Genomic DNA, 19,919 nt, shown 5'->3' with positions numbered 1-19,919 from the left:
TCTTTGTGAACCCGAGAAATTTTGCTGAAATAAAAATAATCGAGGCATTCGAAAAGCAAACAGATGATTGTCCTATCTGTGAGTTAATCTACACCAGTGTCGAGAAGTTCGTAGAAGAAATCCTGTATGAATTCGTAAACGATCCAAATACAAGATCCAGACTGAGGCGTGGTATCTGCAGTAAACATGTTCTGGCTATTGAAAACACCCTTAATAACCACCCAGAGCTTGGATTACTTGGCTTAGCAATAATCTATGAAGATATCATGTCTGAAATGATAAAAGATATGGTGAAAAACTGTCACACTGAAAGTGAATGTTTGTTTTGCAAACATGAGTCAGAATCAGAAAAAATTTATGTTGAAACATGCACTTCATTTATATCAGATATATTATCCATATACGAGAAAAGTAAACGTATTTTATGTAGAGACCACTACTGGAAAATTTTCTTAGCGACAAATCATATCAATCAAGAAAATTTAAAAGCTATTCAAGTAAAAAAACTTCTGGATTTGAAGAGCAAACTGACTGTTTTTATAGAAAAACACGATTACAGAAAAGACAAGCAAATGGGAGATACACCGAGGGCATGTAAGATTGCAGGAATGTTGATATCCAATAACAGAATTCAAGACGGGAGGAACAGACTATGGTTATGGAGGTTTTTGCCAAAAAGGTAATCACAAACATTTCCAGAGTCATCGTAGGAAAAGAAAAAATCGTTGAAAAGATACTGGCCACAATGTTGAGTGGCGGTCATGTGCTTTTGAATGATGTCCCGGGAGTCGGCAAAACAATGTTAGCAAGAGCTTTAGCCATCTCGACTGGTTTGAGCTTCAACAGAATTCAAGCGACCCCGGATCTTCTTCCGTCAGATGTAACAGGTCTGAATGTACTTGATACAAAATTGAATGAATTTGTTTTTAGAAAAGGACCAGTCTTCACTGATATCTTGCTCGTGGATGAGATTAACAGAACCACACCAAGAACTCAATCTGCCCTGCTACAGGCAATGGCGGAAAAGCAAGTAACTGTGGATGGTATTACCTATCAGCTGAGTGAACATTTCTTCGTTATTGCAACGCAAAATCCTGTCGAATTTGAAGGAACTTTTCCCTTACCTGAAGCTCAACTGGATCGTTTTTCTATTTGCTTATCCATTGGTTATCTCGATAAATCCCAGGAAATAGAAATGTTGAAAAAGCAAGAGATGTCTCATCCAATAGAAAATATCAAACCTGTGAGCAATTTAACAGAACTCGAAGAAGCCAAGAAGAAAACTAAAGAAATTTATATAGACGATTCCATACTGGATTACATAGTCAGAATTGTTGAACGAACCAGAAATCACGATGATCTTGCTTTAGGTGCAAGTCCGAGAGGCGCTATATCGCTTATGAATATTTCGCGGGGACTCGCTGCTCTCAGGGGAAGAGAGTATGTGCTACCGGACGATATCAAAGAACTGTCGGTGGATGTTCTTGCACACCGCATAGTTTTGAAACCGGAAGCGAGGCTGATGAAAAAAACAAAGCAGGAAATCCTGAATGAAATACTCAACACCGAGGAGGCCCCTATTAAAAGTGAAGCTCAAACTTAAATCAAAGTCATCTTCATTTGGTCTTCTTATTTTTATGAGTATTTTGTCATGCGTCTGGGCGCTGCTCAGTTTCAATGTATTTTCAATTACTCTTGTTATTGCCTGCATTTTTCTGTGGCTACAATTTTATGATACAAAAAGAAAATTGACACATCTTGAAATTGAAAGGTGGGTGAACCAGACACGGGCTTTTACAGACCAGGATTTGACGATCAATCATAGGATTCAAAGCCCGTTTGGTGATATAGATGCCTCCATTTCTTCACACGTCACGGCGTCAGGTTTTTTGACGTACAATCTTTTTGAAAAAACACTGTTAATAAGAAAATCAGAATCAGTATATGTCCAGTCAAAAATTTCTTTTCCAACCCGTGGCAAAAAAATTCTATCTGACTTTTTTGTTCTCTACGAACACCCCATAAATTTATTCAGGCATTACGCGTGTTATTCAGGCAAAGAAGAAATACTTGTTTTGCCAAAGATTATGTATATAGAAAGCTTTCCATCCAGATTGAGGGAGCTTCTTCCAGCTGAGAGGTCAGAATTCAAACTGCTTGAGGATACCACTCAGATAAAAGGTGTTCGAGAATACTTCAACGAACCTCTCAGCAAAATACACTGGAAAATTTCTGCAAAACTTGGAAAATTGTGCGTAAAAGAACTGGATTACACCGCTATAAGCAACACAGTTCTGTACCTTGATTTGAATCTATCGTCGGAGATTTTTGCCAGAAAAGTATGGGCGCAGATTAGAAAAAATTACGAAGAAGACGCTGTAATCGCAACCTCATCGATAATATATCTGCTCGCCAATAGAGGTAACCTTATAGATCTCGTAGTGGTTGGCAAAGAAGTCTTGAGAAGAAATTACATGGTGAATTCTGACTGGGTGAGTGCTGTTGAGCTTTTAGCAAAAGCTGAAGGAGATGAGAATGGTCCGCAATTACCAGAAGAATTTTTCAAAGATTTGTACAGATTGACGCCTTCCAACACAATTCTAATAATTTCGATGTATCTTACAGATACACTTTTGCCACTACTGATTCAAGCAAGAACCAGATGTGCAAGAGTTATCGTTCTGTTAATTCCATATGGTTTTAGAGATCCCAGGTTTAAACCAGCGAAAACATATGAGATGTACCCACTGGATATGCAAAAACTTATAGAAAAAGCAAAAATCCTCGAGAAGGAGCAAATAATTGTTAGAATAATTAGACCAAATCAGAGCCTTCAGGAGGTTTTCGATGAGATTCAAAGATCTTAGGCAATTTACTATTTTCGGTGCTGGAATAACATCTTTTTATTTACTCAGTGCATTTCTGCCGTTATGGTTCAGCCTGCCTCTGACTGTTTTTTCATCTATTCTGGCTCTATTTCTCTCGGATGAAAATTGCTCTTTGGTGATAGTTTCGCCATTTGTTTTAATAGCAAGTTTCGTGGTTGCAGGTATTGCAAAACTTGGCTTCTCACAAGCATTCTTAATTCTAATAATTGTGGAGTGTGCAGCTTTGATCTTTTCTAAATATACCGTCCCATCATTTATTTCACTGCTGACTGTAGGAATATACCTGAGCATGGCCGGATCGCACGGCGTCAGGTTTGATTCATTATTCTTTGCAGTCCTGACTTTTCTGTGGTATCTGCACAAGACAAAAAAATGTAGAATCCGGCTCATAGTTGTCTATCTGCTGATAGTCCTGATTGCATCAACAATCGTGCCCGATGTGAATTTCTCTCTTTTGAAACCAGTATTTGATCAAAACAACTTTCACAGTGAGAAGATGAGAAAAAGTGAAAATTTACCTGGAGAAGGAAATTATGTAACAGTCGTTCGCCCGGACAAATCTACCGATAAAAATGTGCCAAAAGATAAATTTTCAGAGATACTGGAAAAAATATGGTTTCCATCTGTTCTGATCATTTTCGGGATTTTTCTTATAAGTTTTGCCCTGAACAATTTTGGAATAAGTGGAACGATAAAGTTGTTTCTCACTGGTGCAGCAACTTTTTTAATCATAATAACAGCTCTGTCAATATCACTCTCATTTGTTAAACCAGTTGAGAGAAATGCCGATCAAATGATCTTACATAGAAATTCAATTGTTAATGATCAACAATCTATTTACACAGCACCGGCAACAACGGTTGTAACTCAGAGAGAAAAAATGTTTTCAAACAGAGTAAACATTATCCCTTTTTTGAATGTTGTAAGCGTCGCTGTTTTGTCTCTAATGATAATAGCAGTGATCTACTCGGCAAGAATCTTGAGAAAAAAAGAAGTTCTTAATCAAAAAAAGGGTGATGAACAAGAACAACATATTTTTGAAAACACCCCACCACTCGAATTTGATAAAAGATCCATTCTCAAAGCTTACTGGTGGTTAAGGAGAAAGTATTTTGCACAGTATCACAGCAAAACACCCCATGAAATATTAGATATAGAAGGCGACAAAAATTTATCAATGTTGACCAGTATTTATGTAAAAACGAAATACGGGAGAAAGAAACTCAATGACGAAGAAATAAAAAATTTCTACGACTCTCTAATCTCATTCTGCAAATCGCACGATCAGACAAAAAAATGATTATTTTTTTCATAGAAAATCGCTGTAACAATTTTGCTTAATTGCCTTTTCAAAGAAAAAACTTCCAGCGATAACAGAAGTTAGCATACCTGAGCATAAGAAAGCATAAATGAGAAAGAGAAAGCATACGCATATTATAGAAACTTTGCCAAATATTGCCGTGAATAGCCACAGATTGCCAGATTTTGATCCAGAATCTCTATATGCTACTCTCTTTAAAAGAGGTGTATGTTCAAAGGAGGGTTAAGATGAACAGTTCCTATTTCATGAACCTTGAAGAAAAATATGGCGCTCACAACTATAAGCCGATCCCTGTTGTGATCGAAAGAGGTGAAAGAGTTTGGGTATGGGATGTCGAAGGAAACAGGTATCTGGATATGCTTTCAGCGTATTCGGCATTGAACCATGGTCACAGGCATCCCAAAATTTTAAAAGTTTTGAAAGATCAATTAGAAAAACTAACACTTACATCAAGAGCCTTCTACAACGATCTCTTAGGGAAATTTGAGCAAAGGCTGGCAGAGTTCGCTGGTTACGATAAAGTACTTCCAATGAATACGGGTGCTGAAGCAGTGGAAAGTGCTCTAAAAATTGCGCGAAAATGGGCTTACTACAAACGAGGAATAACTATGAACCAGGGGAACATAATAGTTGTTGAAGGTAACTTTCATGGTAGAACCATAACGATTGTATCCTTTTCAACAGAAGATCAGTACAAAGACGGATTTGGTCCATTTACGCCCGGGTTTAAAGTCGCACCGTTTGGCGATGCAAGGGTTATAAGAGACCTAATAGATGATAAAACGCTCGGTATACTTGTAGAACCGATTCAAGGCGAAGGTGGAGTTCGAGTACCTCCAGAAGGTTACCTGAAGGATCTCAGAGCAATTTCTTCTGAGCATAAAATTTTATTGATGTTTGACGAAATTCAGACAGGTCTCGGTAGAACTGGAAAAATGTTTGCATGGCAGTGGGAAGATGCAAAACCGGATGTCCTGATACTTGGAAAAGCTCTTGGCGGAGGGGTATATCCTGTATCAGCAGTTCTTGCAAATGACGAAATTATGGATGTACTTAAACCGGGCGATCATGGTTCAACATTCGGTGGAAACCCACTGGCTGCTGCTGTTGGCATAGCTGCAATCGATGTGCTGGTTGAAGAGAAACTTGATCAACGAGCAAAAGAACTCGGAGAGTATTTTCTGAGACAGTTGAGAGATATAAAAAGCGACTATGTGAAAGACGTCAGAGGAAAAGGATTGTTGATAGGTGTTGAGATAAAGAAAGAATATGGAACGGCAAGACCATTTTGCGAGAAACTGGCGAAACTTGGAATACTCTGTAAAGAAACCCATGATCAAGTAGCAAGATTTGCACCTCCACTTGTTATAAAAAAGGAAGAAATCGACTGGGCACTTGAAAGGATATATAAGGTTCTTACCGAACCAATTTACAATAAGGGTGATGCAAAAAAAGTTGTTTAAAATATTTTTGTTTATCACTGCTTTAATGTTCCTGGCGGCTACCGCATCCGCCAGGGTAATCTACATAGACCTGGGTAACTCAGAAGAAGCAATTAGTATAACACAAGAGGATTATGGTTATGTTCTCTTTGGCCAGCATAGAAACACCAATGAAATTTTTGCAATCACTTTTGATAAAAATCTGGATCTTCTAAAAATAAATTCTATAGGCGAAAGATTTCTTGACAGACTCAACGTTGTTGAAAAAACTCCTGATAATCGATTTTTTCTTTCTGGAAATAAACTTCTGTTAGATCAGGCAAAAATAGCTATTCTGGAATTGAACAGCTATTTTGTTGTTCTAAATTATTTCATCCTCCCAGTTTCCGGTGCCGATCAGTGGGTAGAGTCTGCTCTCCTGACTGATGATGGATATGTTCTCGCTGGAGGGCACAGGTCGATTGGGGGAAACTGGTATGATGCTCTTTTAATAAAATGTGATAACTCTGGGAAGATCATCTGGAGCAAAAAATTTGGTGGTTCTTCAGACGAATGGTTCAGTAAAATCATTGACGGTGGTGATGGGTACCTTTGCGTTGGTTCAACTGAAAGCTATACTAAAGGCATGGCGGATTTCCTTGTTACGTTTTTTTCCAGAACTGGAAAACTTATCTGGTGGAAAACAGCTGGGGGAGAGAAGTGGGATAGAGCAATCAGTGCAACGATGGTTAACGATGGCTTTTTAATCTTGGGTTTGTCAAATTCTTTCACAGACTACAACAGCCCTCTTTTGTTGAAAACAGACAAAAGCGGAAAAATTATCTGGCAAAAGGTACTGGATCTAAAAACCGAGTTTTTTCCGAAAGGTCTGATAGAGTTTCAGGAAAATCTCTACTGTGTCTACGGGAATATCTGGAATGGTGAAAATAGATTTGACGTAATCTTTATATTTCTTGATCAAAATGGGGATTTGGTTTTTAAGAAGGTAATTGAAGAAAAAAATGATCAGAATATAAACTCGAGTATAATAATTTCAAAAAACGAAATAATAGGAACTGGAAGTTCAGATAATATCTCAAAAGATGTTTTCCTGATATTTCTTGAGTTAAAGGAGTGATAGCATTGAAATGGGAATGTTCAACGTTTACAAAGTTTGTTGTGCCAGTTGAAGTAAAGATAAGTCGTGATGGAAGATGGATTGCTTACACACTGAAGAAAATTTCACCTGCCGAAAACAAGACTATTCGACAAATCACCATTAAAAATCTTTCCACAGGAGAATCATTTTATTTGCCTCAGGAAACTTCCAAACCAAGGTTTTCACCTGATGGGAAAAAACTGGCTTTTATAAGGAAAATAAATGATTCTAACATTTTAAGTATGATTGAATTGGCACACTTTTCAGAAAAAGAGATCCTCAAGGTGGATTCTTTAACAGCTATCGATTGGTCATCAGACAGTAAAAAACTCCTGATAATGTTTGCAAAGAAGAGAAATGACAAAGATTTGTACTTTGAAGATACGTTACCAGTCTGGTTTGACGGCAAGGGTTTTCTGGATAGTTCAATAGATGTTGTTCAGATTATAGATTTAGAGAGCTGCCAGGTTCTCGACCAGATGGAAGAAAGAAATATAGCAAATATACTCTGGATTGAAAATGATATTGTTTACGCTAAATATAGCGAGAAAAAGCCATTCACGGAATTCGACATTTTTCTATATATCGATGGTAAAAAACGGTTGATTTTAGAAAAGGTCGGATTAATTCCAACTTCAGCAGAAGGCAAGAAAATCATCATGCTGGGGAGAGAGCAGAAAAGTGCATTTCAACACGAGTATGCATATTTATATGAAAATGGAAAATTACACCCCTTGACAGAAAAATACGCACTTAACAACTCCGGGCATATAAGTGCCGAGATATGGGCATCTGACAGTGAAGTTTATCCTTTGATCAGGAATAACACAGTCTATTTCAAAAGTGGATCAGGTGGAAAAATTTTGCTGGAGAAATTGAATCTTGAAGAGACAGAGAAGCAAACAATAATTTCGGATAATTCGATAATAACTGCTTTTGACGCAAGCGATAATGGAAAGATTGTATTTGTGAAGGTTAGCCCGGAAAAACCTGCAGAAGTGTATTTATATGAAAATGGTAAAGAAAACAAAGTGACCGAGTTGAATCAATCAATAATTTCAAAATTAAAAGTCAGGCCGATGAAACACCTTGATGTCACAAGTTTTGACGGCACCAACATAGATGCATGGTACATTAAACCAGATTCAGCTCCAGCTCCAGCTGTAGTCTTTGTTCACGGGGGCCCCAAAGGAGCTTATGGATACAATCTCTATTTTCTCGGGCAATTGTTAGCAGAGGAAGGTTTCTTTGTTCTGTTTACAAACCCCCGCGGCAGTGATAATTATTCTGAGCAGTTTGCCCTTACCGTTACGGAAAAAACAGGAAAGGAAGATTTCAAAGATATATTGGCAGCTATAGACAATCTTAGAAAAAATGAGCAAATCGCCAGCGTGGGTATAACAGGCATAAGTTACGGCGGCTACATGACAAACTGGGCAATCACACAAACTGATCTGTTCAAAGCTGCCGTGAGTGAAAACGGAATATCTTACTGGTTCACAAGTTATGCTTTCTCTGACATAGGTTTCTGGTTTGATAAAAGCCTCATTGGAAATGATCCTCTCAGTAATCCTAATTACAGAGAGCTCAGTCCAATTTTTTACGTAAAGAATATCAAGACACCGTTGTTGTTAATACACAGCCTCGAAGATTTCAGATGCCCTCTTGATCAATCTCTCATGTTTTATACCATCCTGAAAGATTTTGGGAAAGAAGTTTACTTGGCAATATTCAAAAAAGGAGCTCATGGGCATAGCGTTCAGGGTTCGTATACTCATAGATTGAAAAGGTACAAACTTATTGTTGAGTTTTTCAAACAAAAATTACTGGAAGAAAAAGAAGGTTTCGATGTCAACAAATGTTTTGAATGAAAAGCGGGGATTAACCCCGCTTTTAGAACTTGATATCCTTGAAATTTTCTTCAACTACCTTTAAAAGCTTCATAGTTTCATTAACGCTATCAAGCACAACTTTCAATTGCATAAAGAAATTTTGTATCGAAGAACTTATCTCTTCAGCTGTCGCGGAGCTTTCTTCGGAGATCGCCAGCAAGCTTTGAATATTACCCGTCATGCTCTGAAGATTTTTTGCCTCTGCGTGCAAGGTTTCTATCAGATTATTCAACTTTGAAGATATATTAGAGATAACATCACTTGATTGTTTGTTGTGCTCCGAACTTTCGATAAGTTTCTGTGATTGCTGTTTCATTTCATTAAATTCAGATTGTATAATCCTGCCAAGTTGTTCTATGCCAGCGGTTATTGACGAAAGAAATTCCGATATTTTTGCCGCGGAAGATCTACTTTCCTCGGCGAGTTTTCTAATTTCATCTGCCACAACAGCAAACCCACGCCCTGCTTCGCCGCTGCGCGCCGCTTCTATGGCAGCGTTGAGTGCAAGTAAATTTGTTTGCTCGGCAATGGTTGAAACAGTCTCGGCAACTTCCATGATAAGGCTCGCTTGATCTTGGAGTTTTTTCCCCTCATCAACCAACTTTGAAAATCTCTCACTCATTCTAACTATACCTTCAGCAGAGCCTTCAACATTTCTCGCAGAATTCGCTATGAGTGAAACAGCATCGTTGAGAGATTGAACTATCTTAGTTTGTTCATCGATTATAGATGTTATCGTATCTACATTTGAATTGACAGCACTTGATATCTTTTCTGTGTCGTTGCTGATCTGCACAGCTGTATTTGCTATTTCATTAGAAAGAGATCCCATTGTATCAAGTTGTTCTTTCATAGAATTCACTGCATCAACAACTTTTTGCGAATACGAACTCATTTCCTGAACATCACCCGAAATGCTTAAAAAAACCTCTTTCAGACTGTCAGAAGCATTCATGAGAGATTGTGAGAGTCTTGAAAATTCTTTAACGCCATCCACAGAAAGCGGGTTATCCAGATTTTTCTCTGACACAGACTCAATAGTCTGTTCAAGCGATTGATGGCCTTTTTTGAAATCAATCATACCTATGATAGATAGCACAAACGTTCCAAGGCCGACCGCCATCGATTTGATTAACGCGTTGGCTGGAAGAAATGTGTAAGACAGATATGATAAAACAAATGCATACAAAGGTATCATAAAGGCATAAGTTGGAAAAATGGATTTGAATAGCCCTAATCCTAAAACTGGTATAACAGCCAATTTTTCAAATCTGCCATAGGATCTTGTTGCTGTGACGTCCACTTCAATATGAATTACTTTATCTCTCGATTCGGAAACAACGCTGTATTTTATGGGATCTTTAAAAAATTCTGAAGCACTCTCCATCAAGCCAAGAAAATATTTTCTAAAGTCTCTCTTAGATTCATATTTTATTATTGCTCTATTGCCGTTGATCAATCTGAAAAAAATTCTTGGAGGTGTCGCTCCTTTTATTCTCTTAGTCAAAACCCGGTGAACAGCATCCATAGCAGCCATGAAAGATAGAAAGCTCGGCTTTTTAAAAAATTCTGGATAATGCTCGAAGAACGTGTAAAGGTTCTCTCTACCTGTTCTGTACCAGATTTCATCAAAACTCAGATTTTTCAAAGTTGCAAGTTTCCTTGAGACATTAATTGGTAACTCGTCAGGAACATCATCGAGAGGACTGTAAGTATGATCCGGCTTTAATCCAAACTGAGTTTTCAGCTTTTCTACGACTTCTTTACCGTAAAGCTTACCCCACGTTTCAAACCACATATTCACGACAAAGCCTTTCAAAACAATCCCTCCCAGCCATCAAAATCTCTTTCAAAGATCGTATCAATTTCATTAAATTTCAATTCGAACAAATCTTCCAGTACGTGGGTAAACCTGTTTGTAAAAAATTCGTCCAAATATCCGTTATTGATGAGCTCTTTTAATTTTTTGCAGACCTGCGAATCCAATTTTTTGAAAGATGCTTCCTTCTCCAGAATTTCAATTGCTTCATTTAAACTCACCGCATCTCTGTAAGGTCTTTTTTCAACAAGAGCAGAAAACACATCACTAACTTGAAGAATTCTCATATAGATCGTTGTTTCATTCGATTTCAAACCAGCCGGGTAACCACTCCCATCCAATCTTTCATGGTGCGAAGCTGAAACATCTGCAACTGCTTTTATTCCTGCTCTTGATAACATTCTGTGCGTCTCAACGACATGTCTTCTCATAATCAGCAATTCTTTATCGTTCAAAGAGCTTTTCTTATGGAGAATTTCAAGAGGTGTTGATACCTTGCCAATATCATGTAGAAGCGCTGCTACAGTCATAAACCTGGAATCTTCTTCAGACATCAATTCAGCCGTGAGTTGCTTTGCTACACGCGTTACAAGAAATGTATGGCTCCTTGTGTAAGGACTTCTTAAATCCATCAAAGTCGCAATTAATTTAGCACCAGTTTCGAAATCTTTCAGTGAAAGTTGTTTGCTTGAAGAAAAATCATCTCGTTCATCCAGAAGATCAAAGATTTTCGTATAATCATGAATTATTTCCAGAGAAGCTTTTTTCACTTCTTCAAATAATCCTCTGTCTTTTTCGATAGCGTTAACCATTTCTTCCATAGATTCTGCGGAAAGTTCATCCCTTTTCTTTCTCATGTTTGCCAAAGAAATTGTATCGGCTGCTTTTATACAATTGGCGAGAAGAGCAATTTTTTTCGATTCTCCAATCTCATTGCCTGACATATGATGATACAGCAACGCTTTCGAGCAATCAGGATTCACAAATTGTATTTTAGATGTAACAAGGTTGGATAAAAGTGAGTGTTGATCTTTTTTATCAAGAGCCAGAACAACTTTTTCAATATCCGGCGTATTGCGAAAAATATCTTTGAACAGTTCATAATTTTCAACTGATGCTTTCAAAACCAAGCCAAAGTCATGCAGAAGACCAGCTAAATAAATTTGTTCTGGTTCGTAGTCGAGGTTTATATTCTGAGCTATCTGTTTTGAGAGTTTGGCTACCTGAAACGAATGTTTAATGAAATTCTTATATTCCAGTATGCCAAGTTCATGCATCAATTTTACGAATGTATTCAATGGTACAGTTATCGCGAGATTCATACTTTACCTCCATATTTGTAGAAAAATTATAGCACAGCAAATTCACAAACGATTTATTTTGCCCATCTTTTTCCTTGAAATGTATCTCGCATTTCAAGCTCCTTTTCTATCTCGTTTACTATCTGAATTTTAGACATTCCCCAGTTCCCGTAAACAACCATATTCCTCGGAGGATCAGAGGCAAGCCTGTGTATTACCACATGAGGTGATAAATTCTCAAGGAACGCCACGACCCTATCTTTATATTCTTTGAAACCTATAAAATCTACCTCTCTATTGATAAAAATATTTTCTAAGGGGGTATTTCTAACCACATAGAGTGAATGCAATTTAACTCCATTCACACCAAGATAAGACAGTGTTCTGGCTGTGTCGATTACATCTTCCAGATCGTCCCAAGGTAAATCGACAATCACATGCACTACAATCTCTATGTTGTGCATCTTTGCTCTTAAAACGGCGTCAACAAATTCGGCTATGCCATGTCCCCTTTGAATTATACGCAGGGTTTTGCTGTTTATAGTTTGAAGCCCAAGTTCGATGGAAACATCAACTTTCTTTTTGAAATTTTCCAGCAATTCAAGAACCTCGTTGGGGATACAATCAGGTCTTGTAGAAATCGAAAGCTGAACGATGCTTTCATCCACTATCGCCTGTTCGTATTTTTCTCTCAAAACATGCAGAGGAGCATAGGTATTTGTGAAAGCCTGGAAATAGGCTATAAATTTTTTTGCTTTATACTTCTGAGTGGCTCTTTCCTTTTGTTTCAGAACCTGATCTCTTATTGACAAACCATGATAAGCATTAAAACCACTACCTGCAGGGTCGCAAAATATGCATGGTTTCCCCTTTTCTCGATTAGGGCAACTGAAACCTCCATCTATAATGAGTCTGTGTACACGTGTTCCATACCTTTCTTTAAGATAAACACTTAATTTTCGATATCTATCAATCTTTGAACCACCCCTTCAAACCTGTTTTTTATCTCAGATTCGTCCACGGTTGGAAAAACTCCGTTGAAATAAACCCATCTACCCTTAATCATGGTTGCATAAACGTCAAGTGAATTAGCCGAATGTATTAAGTGAGATTTCAACTGCTCCAGTGGAAGGTACCATGGTTTCTCGATATCTAAAACTATTAAATCTGCATCATATCCGGTATCCAGTGAACCAGATGTTAAACCACTTGCTTTCGCTCCTGTTAATGTTGCCATCGACAAGGCTTCTGTTGTGCAGATTTTAACAGGATCACGTGCTTTCTGTAAAAGCGATGCCAAACGCATTTCATGCCATATGTCAAGCGTATTGTTGCTCGCAGCCCCGTCAGTTCCAAGGCAGACCTGAATATTCTTTTCAAGCATTTTTGAAACCGGAGCTATTCCATTTGCCAGCTTCAAATTACTCGTGGGACTGTGTGCCACAAAAAAACTCTCTTTCGCCAACAGTTCAATATCGCTTTCTTTCAAATGAACACAGTGCGCAAAAATTACTCTGCATTCGGATAGTTTTGTCTTTAAAATCTCTTTCAAAGAATAAGTCTCTTTCTCAGATTCATAAAGATGAATTGTTACAGGTGCTCCAAGTTCATTTGCAACTGTTGCTACACGGTCTAAATAATCCAGTGAGCAACTGTAGGGGGCATGAGGACCAAAACCTATAAACACCAACCCATCTTTTCCATTGAATTTTTCAAAATACTCTATATTTTGCCTTAATCTACCATTATCAGACCCCGACTGATCTGTTAATCCACGTGTAATTAAAGCCTTCATCCCAAAATCAATCGCTGCCTGGACTACTGCCTCACAGTGAAAATACATATCCACATATGCCACAACACCTTTTCTTGCCATCTCCATCTGTGCAATCATTGTTCCAATATAGACATCTTCAGGAGTCAATTTATCTTCTATTGGGAAAATTTTCTTAAATAACCATTCTTCAAGTGAGACATCTTCTGCCACACCACGCATCAATGTCATTGCTGCATGTGTATGTGCATTTACAAAGCCAGGCATAATCAATTTTCCAGAAAGATCGTAAACCTTATCGGCTTGCCGCTGAAATTTTCCAATCTCAACTATTTTCCCGTTTTCTATGAATATATTCTCTTTCACAAAATCGGAAAATGCGTTTTTCAGAATCAACGCATTTTTAAGTAAAATCTTCAATTCTGGTCATTCCTTTCTGCAACTCTTCGATTTTTCTTAGAGCCTGTCTCTCATTCTCATCGACCACTTTAAAATAAATTTTCAACTTTGGTTCCGTTCCAGAGGGCCTTATATAAATTTTGGCTCCATCGGCTTCCAGCAGGAGAGTCTCGTTTGGTATTTGAGTATCTTGCGAATAATCATAAACCTTCGAAACTCTTGTTGAACCAATTTTATTTGGTGGAAAATCCCGTATTTTTTCGTAGATCTTTCTTGCTTGATCAGGGGTTGTCAGGTTTATTGAAATCAATTTTTCGATATAATAACCGTATTTGTCATATAAATACTTCAGTCTTTCCAAAGGGTCAACTTTGCTGCACATAGCCGCTATCAAAGCAGAACCAAGAACACCGTCTTTATCGCGCACAAAATCACCGGTAAGATATCCGCAGCTTTCCTCAAAAGCCAGAAAATATTTGAAATTTTCCCTTGAAGACCTCTTTTCTATTTCACTGCCTATGAATTTAAAGCCTGTAGGGGTTTCCAGAACAACCTGCCCCTTTTTTTCACACATAGGATAAACCATATCGGTTGTCACTATGGTTTTTATAAGATGGCTCCCAGAAGGTTGATCTTGTTGAAGCATATCTGTTAAAAGCACCCCGATTTGATTGCCGGAAAGTTTAACAGAACCAACCTTAAGTCCAACACGGTCACAATCTGGATCTGTTGCTATAGCGAAAGTAGAATTACTCTGATATTTGTCTGACTGTGCAAAAGCACTCTCTTCTTCGGGATTTGGCGTGGTAACAGTTGAAAAATGAGGATCTGGATTCATTTGTTCTTCAACACAAACCACTTTGAACCCAAGCATCTCAAGAACTTTCGGCACAAATCTGGCACCTGTACCGTGAAGCGGGGAATAAACGATCGTTATATCATTCTCTATCAGAGGTTCAACAACTTTTACAACCATTTCGATATATTCTCTCACTATTTGTGGTGGCACTGTGCGCACCTTAACAGGTTTTGAGAGATTTACAGGGTTATCCATATATTTCGCTATCTTTTCTGTATACTCTGGAATCGCCTGCACACCATCTTTTGTGTACACTTTGAAACCGTTGTAATCTGGAGGATTATGACTTGCTGTGATGACAATACCTGCACCGGCTTCAATTTTTCTGACAGCAAATGATAAAAGAGGGGTTGGAACTGGTTCTGGAAAAAGGTATACCTCAATGCCAAAAGACGAAATGACTGAAGCGCTTATTTTGGCAAAAAGATCAGAATTCATTCTCGTATCATAAGCTATCACAATCGTTTTCAAACCTTCTTCTACCATCCAAGATGCAACAGCTTTGCTTGCTTTCTCCACAAGCTTTTCGTCGAACTCACCTTTTTTCATCAATCCTCTGATACCACCTGTCCCAAACTTTATCACGATTCCTCACCCCGAAAGATCTGTTCTCCGCCAATCATTCTGACCATCTCTTTTTTTCTTTCTTCACCGGACAACATTTTTAAAATCATTTTTGATTGCTCAGTCTTTTCAACAACAAAATGTCTGTCTGCGAAACGTGCAATCTGAGGTAAGTGAGTAACTACGATGGTCTGGAGACTCTTAGAAACTTTACTCAGCTTTATTCCCAGAACATTACCCGTCAAACCACCTATACCAGAATCTATTTCATCGAAAATCAGAGTTTTCGAAAAAAATCTGTTCGCTATTGCTAATTCCAGAGCCAGCATCATTCTGGATAATTCCCCGCCAGACAGGACATTTTTCATTGGAGCCTGTTCATTTTTGTGCGAAAGGATTAGAAAATCAACTTCGCTTATACCTGTTAACGTGAGATCTTTTAATTCTCTAATTGAAATAGTAAGTTTTGTACTCATGGATAAATCTTTTAAATGATTTTCAATCTGATATTCGAGCTGCTTTGCGGCTTCAATTCTTGCGCTATGAATTTTCTTTGCAAGATCAAAGGCATTTTTTCTCAATACAGATATCTTCTGCACAGCCTGTTTCAGTTTCAGCAACTCCTCAGCTAAACGATCTCTTTCCTGTTTTATGTTCTCGTAATATTTCATCACGTCTTCTAATTCTGGTCCATAACGTCTTTTCAATTCGTTGTAATCCCAGATACGTTCTTCAATACTCCTCAAATCCTCGATCTCCATTTCTTCAAGTGTTGTTTTCGCAATTCTTGAGAGCTCCTCAGATTTTTCAACTATTTCCTCAAGTAATTCCACAAATCCTGTCGGGAGCAAATGCTTGTTCTTCTCAAGTTTGTGTAAAATATTCCAGAGATTCCTCAAGCTACCTTCAGATTCTCCTTCAAGGATTGATAGAACTACAGCGAGCATCTCCGAAAGTTCTTGGAACTTAACCATTCTCTCGTATTTTTCTCTGAGCTCTTTTTCTTCTGACAGCGATGGATTTACTTTTTCAAAATACTCAAGTTGAGCTTGCAGTTCATCAAGTCTCTTTTGAAGGATTTCTTCACGATGATCAGATAGATATTTTTCAGTCTCTCTGTACTCTCTGTACACATTTTGATACTCTTCAAGAAGCTCTTTGCTATCGTAAAACGAATCGATCAAAGCTATTTGATTACGCGGTTTCAACAGGCTCGTTTGGGAGTTCTGCTGATGAAACTGCACCTCATCTTCAAAAAGTTGAGCAACTGTACTCTGTGGAAACATTCTACCATTCAACCTGTAAACCCATCTTTTTCCGATTGTGAGAGAAACTACCAGTTCATCCTCTTCTAAGGATAGATCTCTCAACTGCCGTTTTAAGTTTTCCGACGGATCAAACAACGCCTCAAGATAACACCCGTTACCTGCTGGTAATTCTGTTTTGTTTCCTAAAAGAGCCTGGAGGGCTTTAAGCAAAATTGATTTTCCTGCCCCCGTTTCACCTGTTATAACATTCAATCGATCGTCAAATTCAATATCGAAATTGTTGAAATACAATAAGTTTTCACCATGGAATCTTATGAGCATTCAGACACTCACCTTTCAATAGGAGGTGTCATAAATATCAACCAATTCTTCAGGTATTTTCTGCAAGAAATCAACAGCTTTAGCCCAGTACATGTATGGAGAAGATGGGTATTGCTGAGTAACTAAATACAACAATTTTCTTGGTCTGGTAATTGCAACATAAAAAATTCTCTCTTCCTCATCAATATTATTTTCCATCAGGGCATAGTAACTTGGAAAATCTCCAGGATTAACACTTATTACGAAAACAACATCCCACTCCAAACCCTTAGCTTGATGCACTGTCGTGAGTGTAATTTTTTGCCCTTTCGAAACATTATTCTGAACATCTTCATTTACTGTCAAGTCAGATAAAAAATGCTCTAAGGAATTGTACCTGAGCGCTACCTCTATCAATCTTTCTATATCCTGTTGCCTTTCTTTATAATCTGGATAATTATCCTGAAGGTACTGTTGATAGAAACTTTCATAGAGAAAGGATATTTTGTCAGAGACGGTTGATTCCTCCTGCATTTCGCTAAGCAATTTCTTTATCTCCAGAATTTGCCCTTTTTTCTGAGAGAATCCATCCAGAATTGAAGATACATCATTCTGTAAAGCGGCACCATAAGCATGTTCAGCAAGATTTGAAGCAGTTTTCGCCCCAATACCGGGAAATAATCTTGCCACTCTAATCCAGGAGATTTTTTCGCGTGGATTCTGAATAATTCTCAGAAAGGCTATTATATCCTTTACATGTGCTGTCTCAGTAAATCTAATGCCTGAAAGTATTTTAAAATCTATCTGCTGCTTTGAAAGTTCTATTTGAAGCTCAAGAGAGTGGGAATGACTCCTGTAAAGAACCGCTATTTCTTCAGGATCAAAGCCCTGTTCTATCAACCTCAAAATCTGTTTGCTCACATAGGCAGCTTCTTCCTGCCTATCTGAAGTTTTAATAACGATGGGTTTTTGATCAGAAAATTTCACTGCCCTCAGAACTTTTGGAACAGACCTTTTTGGTATAGTTGCATTTATCAATTTCACTATTGGTTCTACACTTCTGTAATTCGTCTGGATCTTGAAAAGTTTGGTGCCATCTATTTTCATAAAATCTCTAACATTCTCATAGCGTGCACCTCTAAATGAGTAAATACTTTGCGAATCATCTGCAACAACCACTATGTTTTTATGAAAGCTGGACAACAGTTCTATCAAATTAAGTTGCAGAATATTGGTATCCTGAAATTCATCCACAAGTATCCATTTGTATTTACGCGATTCACGCAATCTTATGTCGCTGTCCTGAAGCACCTGAACTGCAAATACGAGTAAATCATCGTAATCCACACAATTTTGATTTCTTTTCTCGATAGTATATTCTCTGTATATATCTTCGATTATTTTTTCGTAATCGATATACTTTGGATTAATTTTCAACAAAGCTGAGTGAAGTGTGCTCATTGTATTTGTAGCGTAAGAAAAAATCTTCTGAAGCACACCATGTGAAGGAAAATGCTTTATTTCTCCGGTTCTTTCAAGAACCATAGTTCTAACGTGTTTTATAAGGCTTTTGGAATCTTCTTCATCAAGTATTGTAAAATTTGGAAAAAGGCCAACTTTCCTGGCGTACCTTCTAAGGATTAAATTGCATATATGATGAAAAGTGCCAGCTGTTATACCTTCAAGATCAATACCGGTCAACATCCTGGCTCTATCAATCATCTCATTTGCTGCAGCCCTTGTAAATGTCACCAGGAGTATTTCTGAAGGCTTTATTCCTGTTTTCAAAAGGTGTAAAAGTTTGTAAGTTATAACCCTTGTCTTTCCCGAGCCGGGACCTGCTATTATTATCGATCTGCCCGCAGATTTCAAAACAGCTGTTCTTTGCTCGTCATCGAGTTGCTGAAGATAATCTTCCAAAATTGATACCTCCGCTGGAGAGATTTTATCACAGTTATTGTTTGCAAAGTTCTAACTCTATCTTGCATTTTATCAAACTAAGGTAAGTACGCGCAAAAAGAAAGGCACTTCGAATTTGGAGGAGATCTTCTCCTGAGAAACCTTCAAAATAATGCAAGGCAAGCAACTCAAAAGTCCAATATTGTTTATTTCCATCTCCTATGTCACTGTACTGCGATGAGATATCCAGAGAATCTGCGTCGAGAAGTATATGAGTTAATCCAAGTGAAATAGCATAGATGTCATCAGATATTTCTGATCTAAATGAAGCAGGAAAAAATCTTGACTCCTCATAGGCAATTGCAAGCACAAGTTCTGTGGGCACAGATCCAAGATCTACTTCTTGCAGAAAAAACTCCGAATCAACTTGGCTTATTTTTTTTACCGTCAGAGAAGAATAACCTTCTGCAATCTTCACAAGAAACTCTGCAAATTTACGAATCTGGCTCTCTGAAAGTTCTTCATCATAAAATTTTTTGTACCACTGATAAAACATTGCTTTCGAAAAATAATCATATTTTATAAGTTCATAAACTCTTTCAGATAGCGAATCATTCACGCGAGCTTCCGGATTCAGAAAATCTTCTGGATCTTCAACCGGGATATTTTCATCAAAGTGATCAATGATCAATAATTCTGAAGATCCGTTTTCGGATAACGTGGATTTTAGATATGAAACTATGCGCTCATCGTATATCGAAGGTTCTTTACGCTGCTGTAAAAGCTCTTCAAGGCTGATCTTTCCGACAAAGTACATGTAATTTATGAGCACATCATCATCATAACTGATTTCGCTAATGAGATTGGAGATTTCTTCCAGGCTCAGATTGTGACCCCTATTGTACGCAACAGCAATATAACGAATGAGATCCGTATCAATTTGAGTAATAGTACTTTCAACACAGGAGGTAACGACAAAAAATGAAAAAACAAAAAATAGCAATTTAATCAATTTCATTGTGTCACCCACTAAAAAACAAAAGCAGGGCTTTAAC

15 protein-coding genes are annotated in these 19,919 nt (G+C 37.8%); 7 read left to right on the top strand and 8 right to left on the bottom strand.

From position 1 onward, the window contains the following. Positions 1-5: 5 nt before the first annotated feature. The 7 genes from TLET_RS04865 (at position 6) to TLET_RS04835 (ending at position 8,660) form a co-directional block, all read left to right on the top strand. The gene (locus tag TLET_RS04865; protein WP_012002995.1) at positions 6-683 is read left to right on the top strand and encodes a DUF6062 family protein; all 678 of its coding nucleotides are present in this window, start codon (positions 6-8) and stop codon (positions 681-683) included. Beyond that, positions 659-1,603 carry an AAA family ATPase gene (locus TLET_RS04860; RefSeq protein ID WP_012002994.1) on the top strand — a complete coding sequence of 315 codons (945 nt, stop codon included), beginning with the start codon at positions 659-661 and terminating at the stop codon, positions 1,601-1,603. Before TLET_RS04865 ends, TLET_RS04860 begins: the two co-directional genes overlap by 25 nt. Continuing rightward, positions 1,587-2,867: a DUF58 domain-containing protein gene (locus TLET_RS04855; protein ID WP_012002993.1), complete on the top strand. Its 1,281-nt coding sequence runs from the start codon at positions 1,587-1,589 to the stop codon at positions 2,865-2,867. Before TLET_RS04860 ends, TLET_RS04855 begins: the two co-directional genes overlap by 17 nt. Further along, complete coding sequence (locus TLET_RS04850; RefSeq protein ID WP_012002992.1) at positions 2,848-4,188, top strand: hypothetical protein; 1,341 nt, start codon at positions 2,848-2,850, stop codon at positions 4,186-4,188. Before TLET_RS04855 ends, TLET_RS04850 begins: the two co-directional genes overlap by 20 nt. A 248-nt stretch (positions 4,189-4,436) precedes the next feature. Then, on the top strand, positions 4,437-5,672 hold the full coding sequence (gene rocD / locus TLET_RS04845; RefSeq protein WP_012002991.1) for an ornithine--oxo-acid transaminase: 1,236 nt from the start codon (positions 4,437-4,439) through the stop codon (positions 5,670-5,672). Further along, positions 5,665-6,768: a hypothetical protein gene (locus tag TLET_RS10660; protein WP_012002990.1), complete on the top strand. Its 1,104-nt coding sequence runs from the start codon at positions 5,665-5,667 to the stop codon at positions 6,766-6,768. Before rocD ends, TLET_RS10660 begins: the two co-directional genes overlap by 8 nt. After that, positions 6,765-8,660, top strand: coding sequence for a S9 family peptidase (locus TLET_RS04835; RefSeq protein WP_041428413.1), 1,896 nt, complete (start codon positions 6,765-6,767; stop codon positions 8,658-8,660). Before TLET_RS10660 ends, TLET_RS04835 begins: the two co-directional genes overlap by 4 nt. Positions 8,661-8,682: 22 nt before the next feature. On the opposite strand, the gene TLET_RS04830 is transcribed toward TLET_RS04835, so the two are convergent. From TLET_RS04830 to TLET_RS04795, 8 genes are read right to left on the bottom strand one after another with little or no spacing between them, the layout of a single operon-like run. Then, positions 8,683-10,500 (bottom strand): heme NO-binding domain-containing protein, encoded by a 1,818-nt coding sequence (locus TLET_RS04830; RefSeq protein WP_012002988.1) that lies wholly within the window; start codon positions 10,498-10,500, stop codon positions 8,683-8,685. Further along, positions 10,497-11,822 (bottom strand): HD domain-containing phosphohydrolase, encoded by a 1,326-nt coding sequence (locus tag TLET_RS04825; RefSeq protein ID WP_012002987.1) that lies wholly within the window; start codon positions 11,820-11,822, stop codon positions 10,497-10,499. Before TLET_RS04825 ends, TLET_RS04830 begins: the two co-directional genes overlap by 4 nt. Positions 11,823-11,875: 53 nt before the next feature. Further along, positions 11,876-12,775 (bottom strand): TIGR01212 family radical SAM protein, encoded by a 900-nt coding sequence (locus TLET_RS04820; protein WP_012002986.1) that lies wholly within the window; start codon positions 12,773-12,775, stop codon positions 11,876-11,878. Next, entirely contained in the window at positions 12,754-13,995 is a 1,242-nt protein-coding gene (locus TLET_RS04815) for an amidohydrolase (protein ID WP_012002985.1), read from the bottom strand. The genes TLET_RS04820 and TLET_RS04815 overlap by 22 nt, the downstream gene beginning before the upstream one ends. Continuing rightward, complete coding sequence (locus TLET_RS04810) at positions 13,979-15,418, bottom strand: phospho-sugar mutase (RefSeq protein ID WP_012002984.1); 1,440 nt, start codon at positions 15,416-15,418, stop codon at positions 13,979-13,981. Before TLET_RS04810 ends, TLET_RS04815 begins: the two co-directional genes overlap by 17 nt. Beyond that, a complete protein-coding gene (locus tag TLET_RS04805; protein ID WP_012002983.1) occupies positions 15,415-16,986 on the bottom strand; it encodes a DNA repair protein RecN in 1,572 nt (523 codons plus the stop codon). Before TLET_RS04805 ends, TLET_RS04810 begins: the two co-directional genes overlap by 4 nt. A 15-nt stretch (positions 16,987-17,001) precedes the next feature. Next, positions 17,002-18,885, bottom strand: a complete 1,884-nt coding sequence (locus TLET_RS04800) for an ATP-dependent helicase (protein ID WP_012002982.1) — start codon at positions 18,883-18,885, stop codon at positions 17,002-17,004. A 34-nt stretch (positions 18,886-18,919) separates the two neighbouring features. Beyond that, the gene (locus TLET_RS04795) at positions 18,920-19,882 is read right to left on the bottom strand and encodes a hypothetical protein (RefSeq protein WP_012002981.1); all 963 of its coding nucleotides are present in this window, start codon (positions 19,880-19,882) and stop codon (positions 18,920-18,922) included. Positions 19,883-19,919 lie beyond the last annotated feature (37 nt).

Origin of the sequence: Pseudothermotoga lettingae TMO (genome assembly GCF_000017865.1) — a bacterium.
GTDB lineage: Bacteria > Thermotogota > Thermotogae > Thermotogales > DSM-5069 > Pseudothermotoga_B > Pseudothermotoga_B elfii.
This window is presented reverse-complemented; position numbering and strand designations above follow the sequence as displayed.

Coding starts and splice junctions, on each gene's coding strand:
- TLET_RS04860 (WP_012002994.1), top strand. CDS start 659: ATGGAGGTTTTTGCCAAAAAGGTAATCACAAACATTTCCAGAGTCATC.
- TLET_RS04850 (WP_012002992.1), top strand. CDS start 2,848: ATGAGATTCAAAGATCTTAGGCAATTTACTATTTTCGGTGCTGGAATA.
- rocD (WP_012002991.1), top strand. CDS start 4,437: ATGAACAGTTCCTATTTCATGAACCTTGAAGAAAAATATGGCGCTCAC.
- TLET_RS04825 (WP_012002987.1), bottom strand. CDS start 11,822: ATGAATCTCGCGATAACTGTACCATTGAATACATTCGTAAAATTGATG.
- TLET_RS04805 (WP_012002983.1), bottom strand. CDS start 16,986: ATGCTCATAAGATTCCATGGTGAAAACTTATTGTATTTCAACAATTTC.
- TLET_RS04795 (WP_012002981.1), bottom strand. CDS start 19,882: ATGAAATTGATTAAATTGCTATTTTTTGTTTTTTCATTTTTTGTCGTT.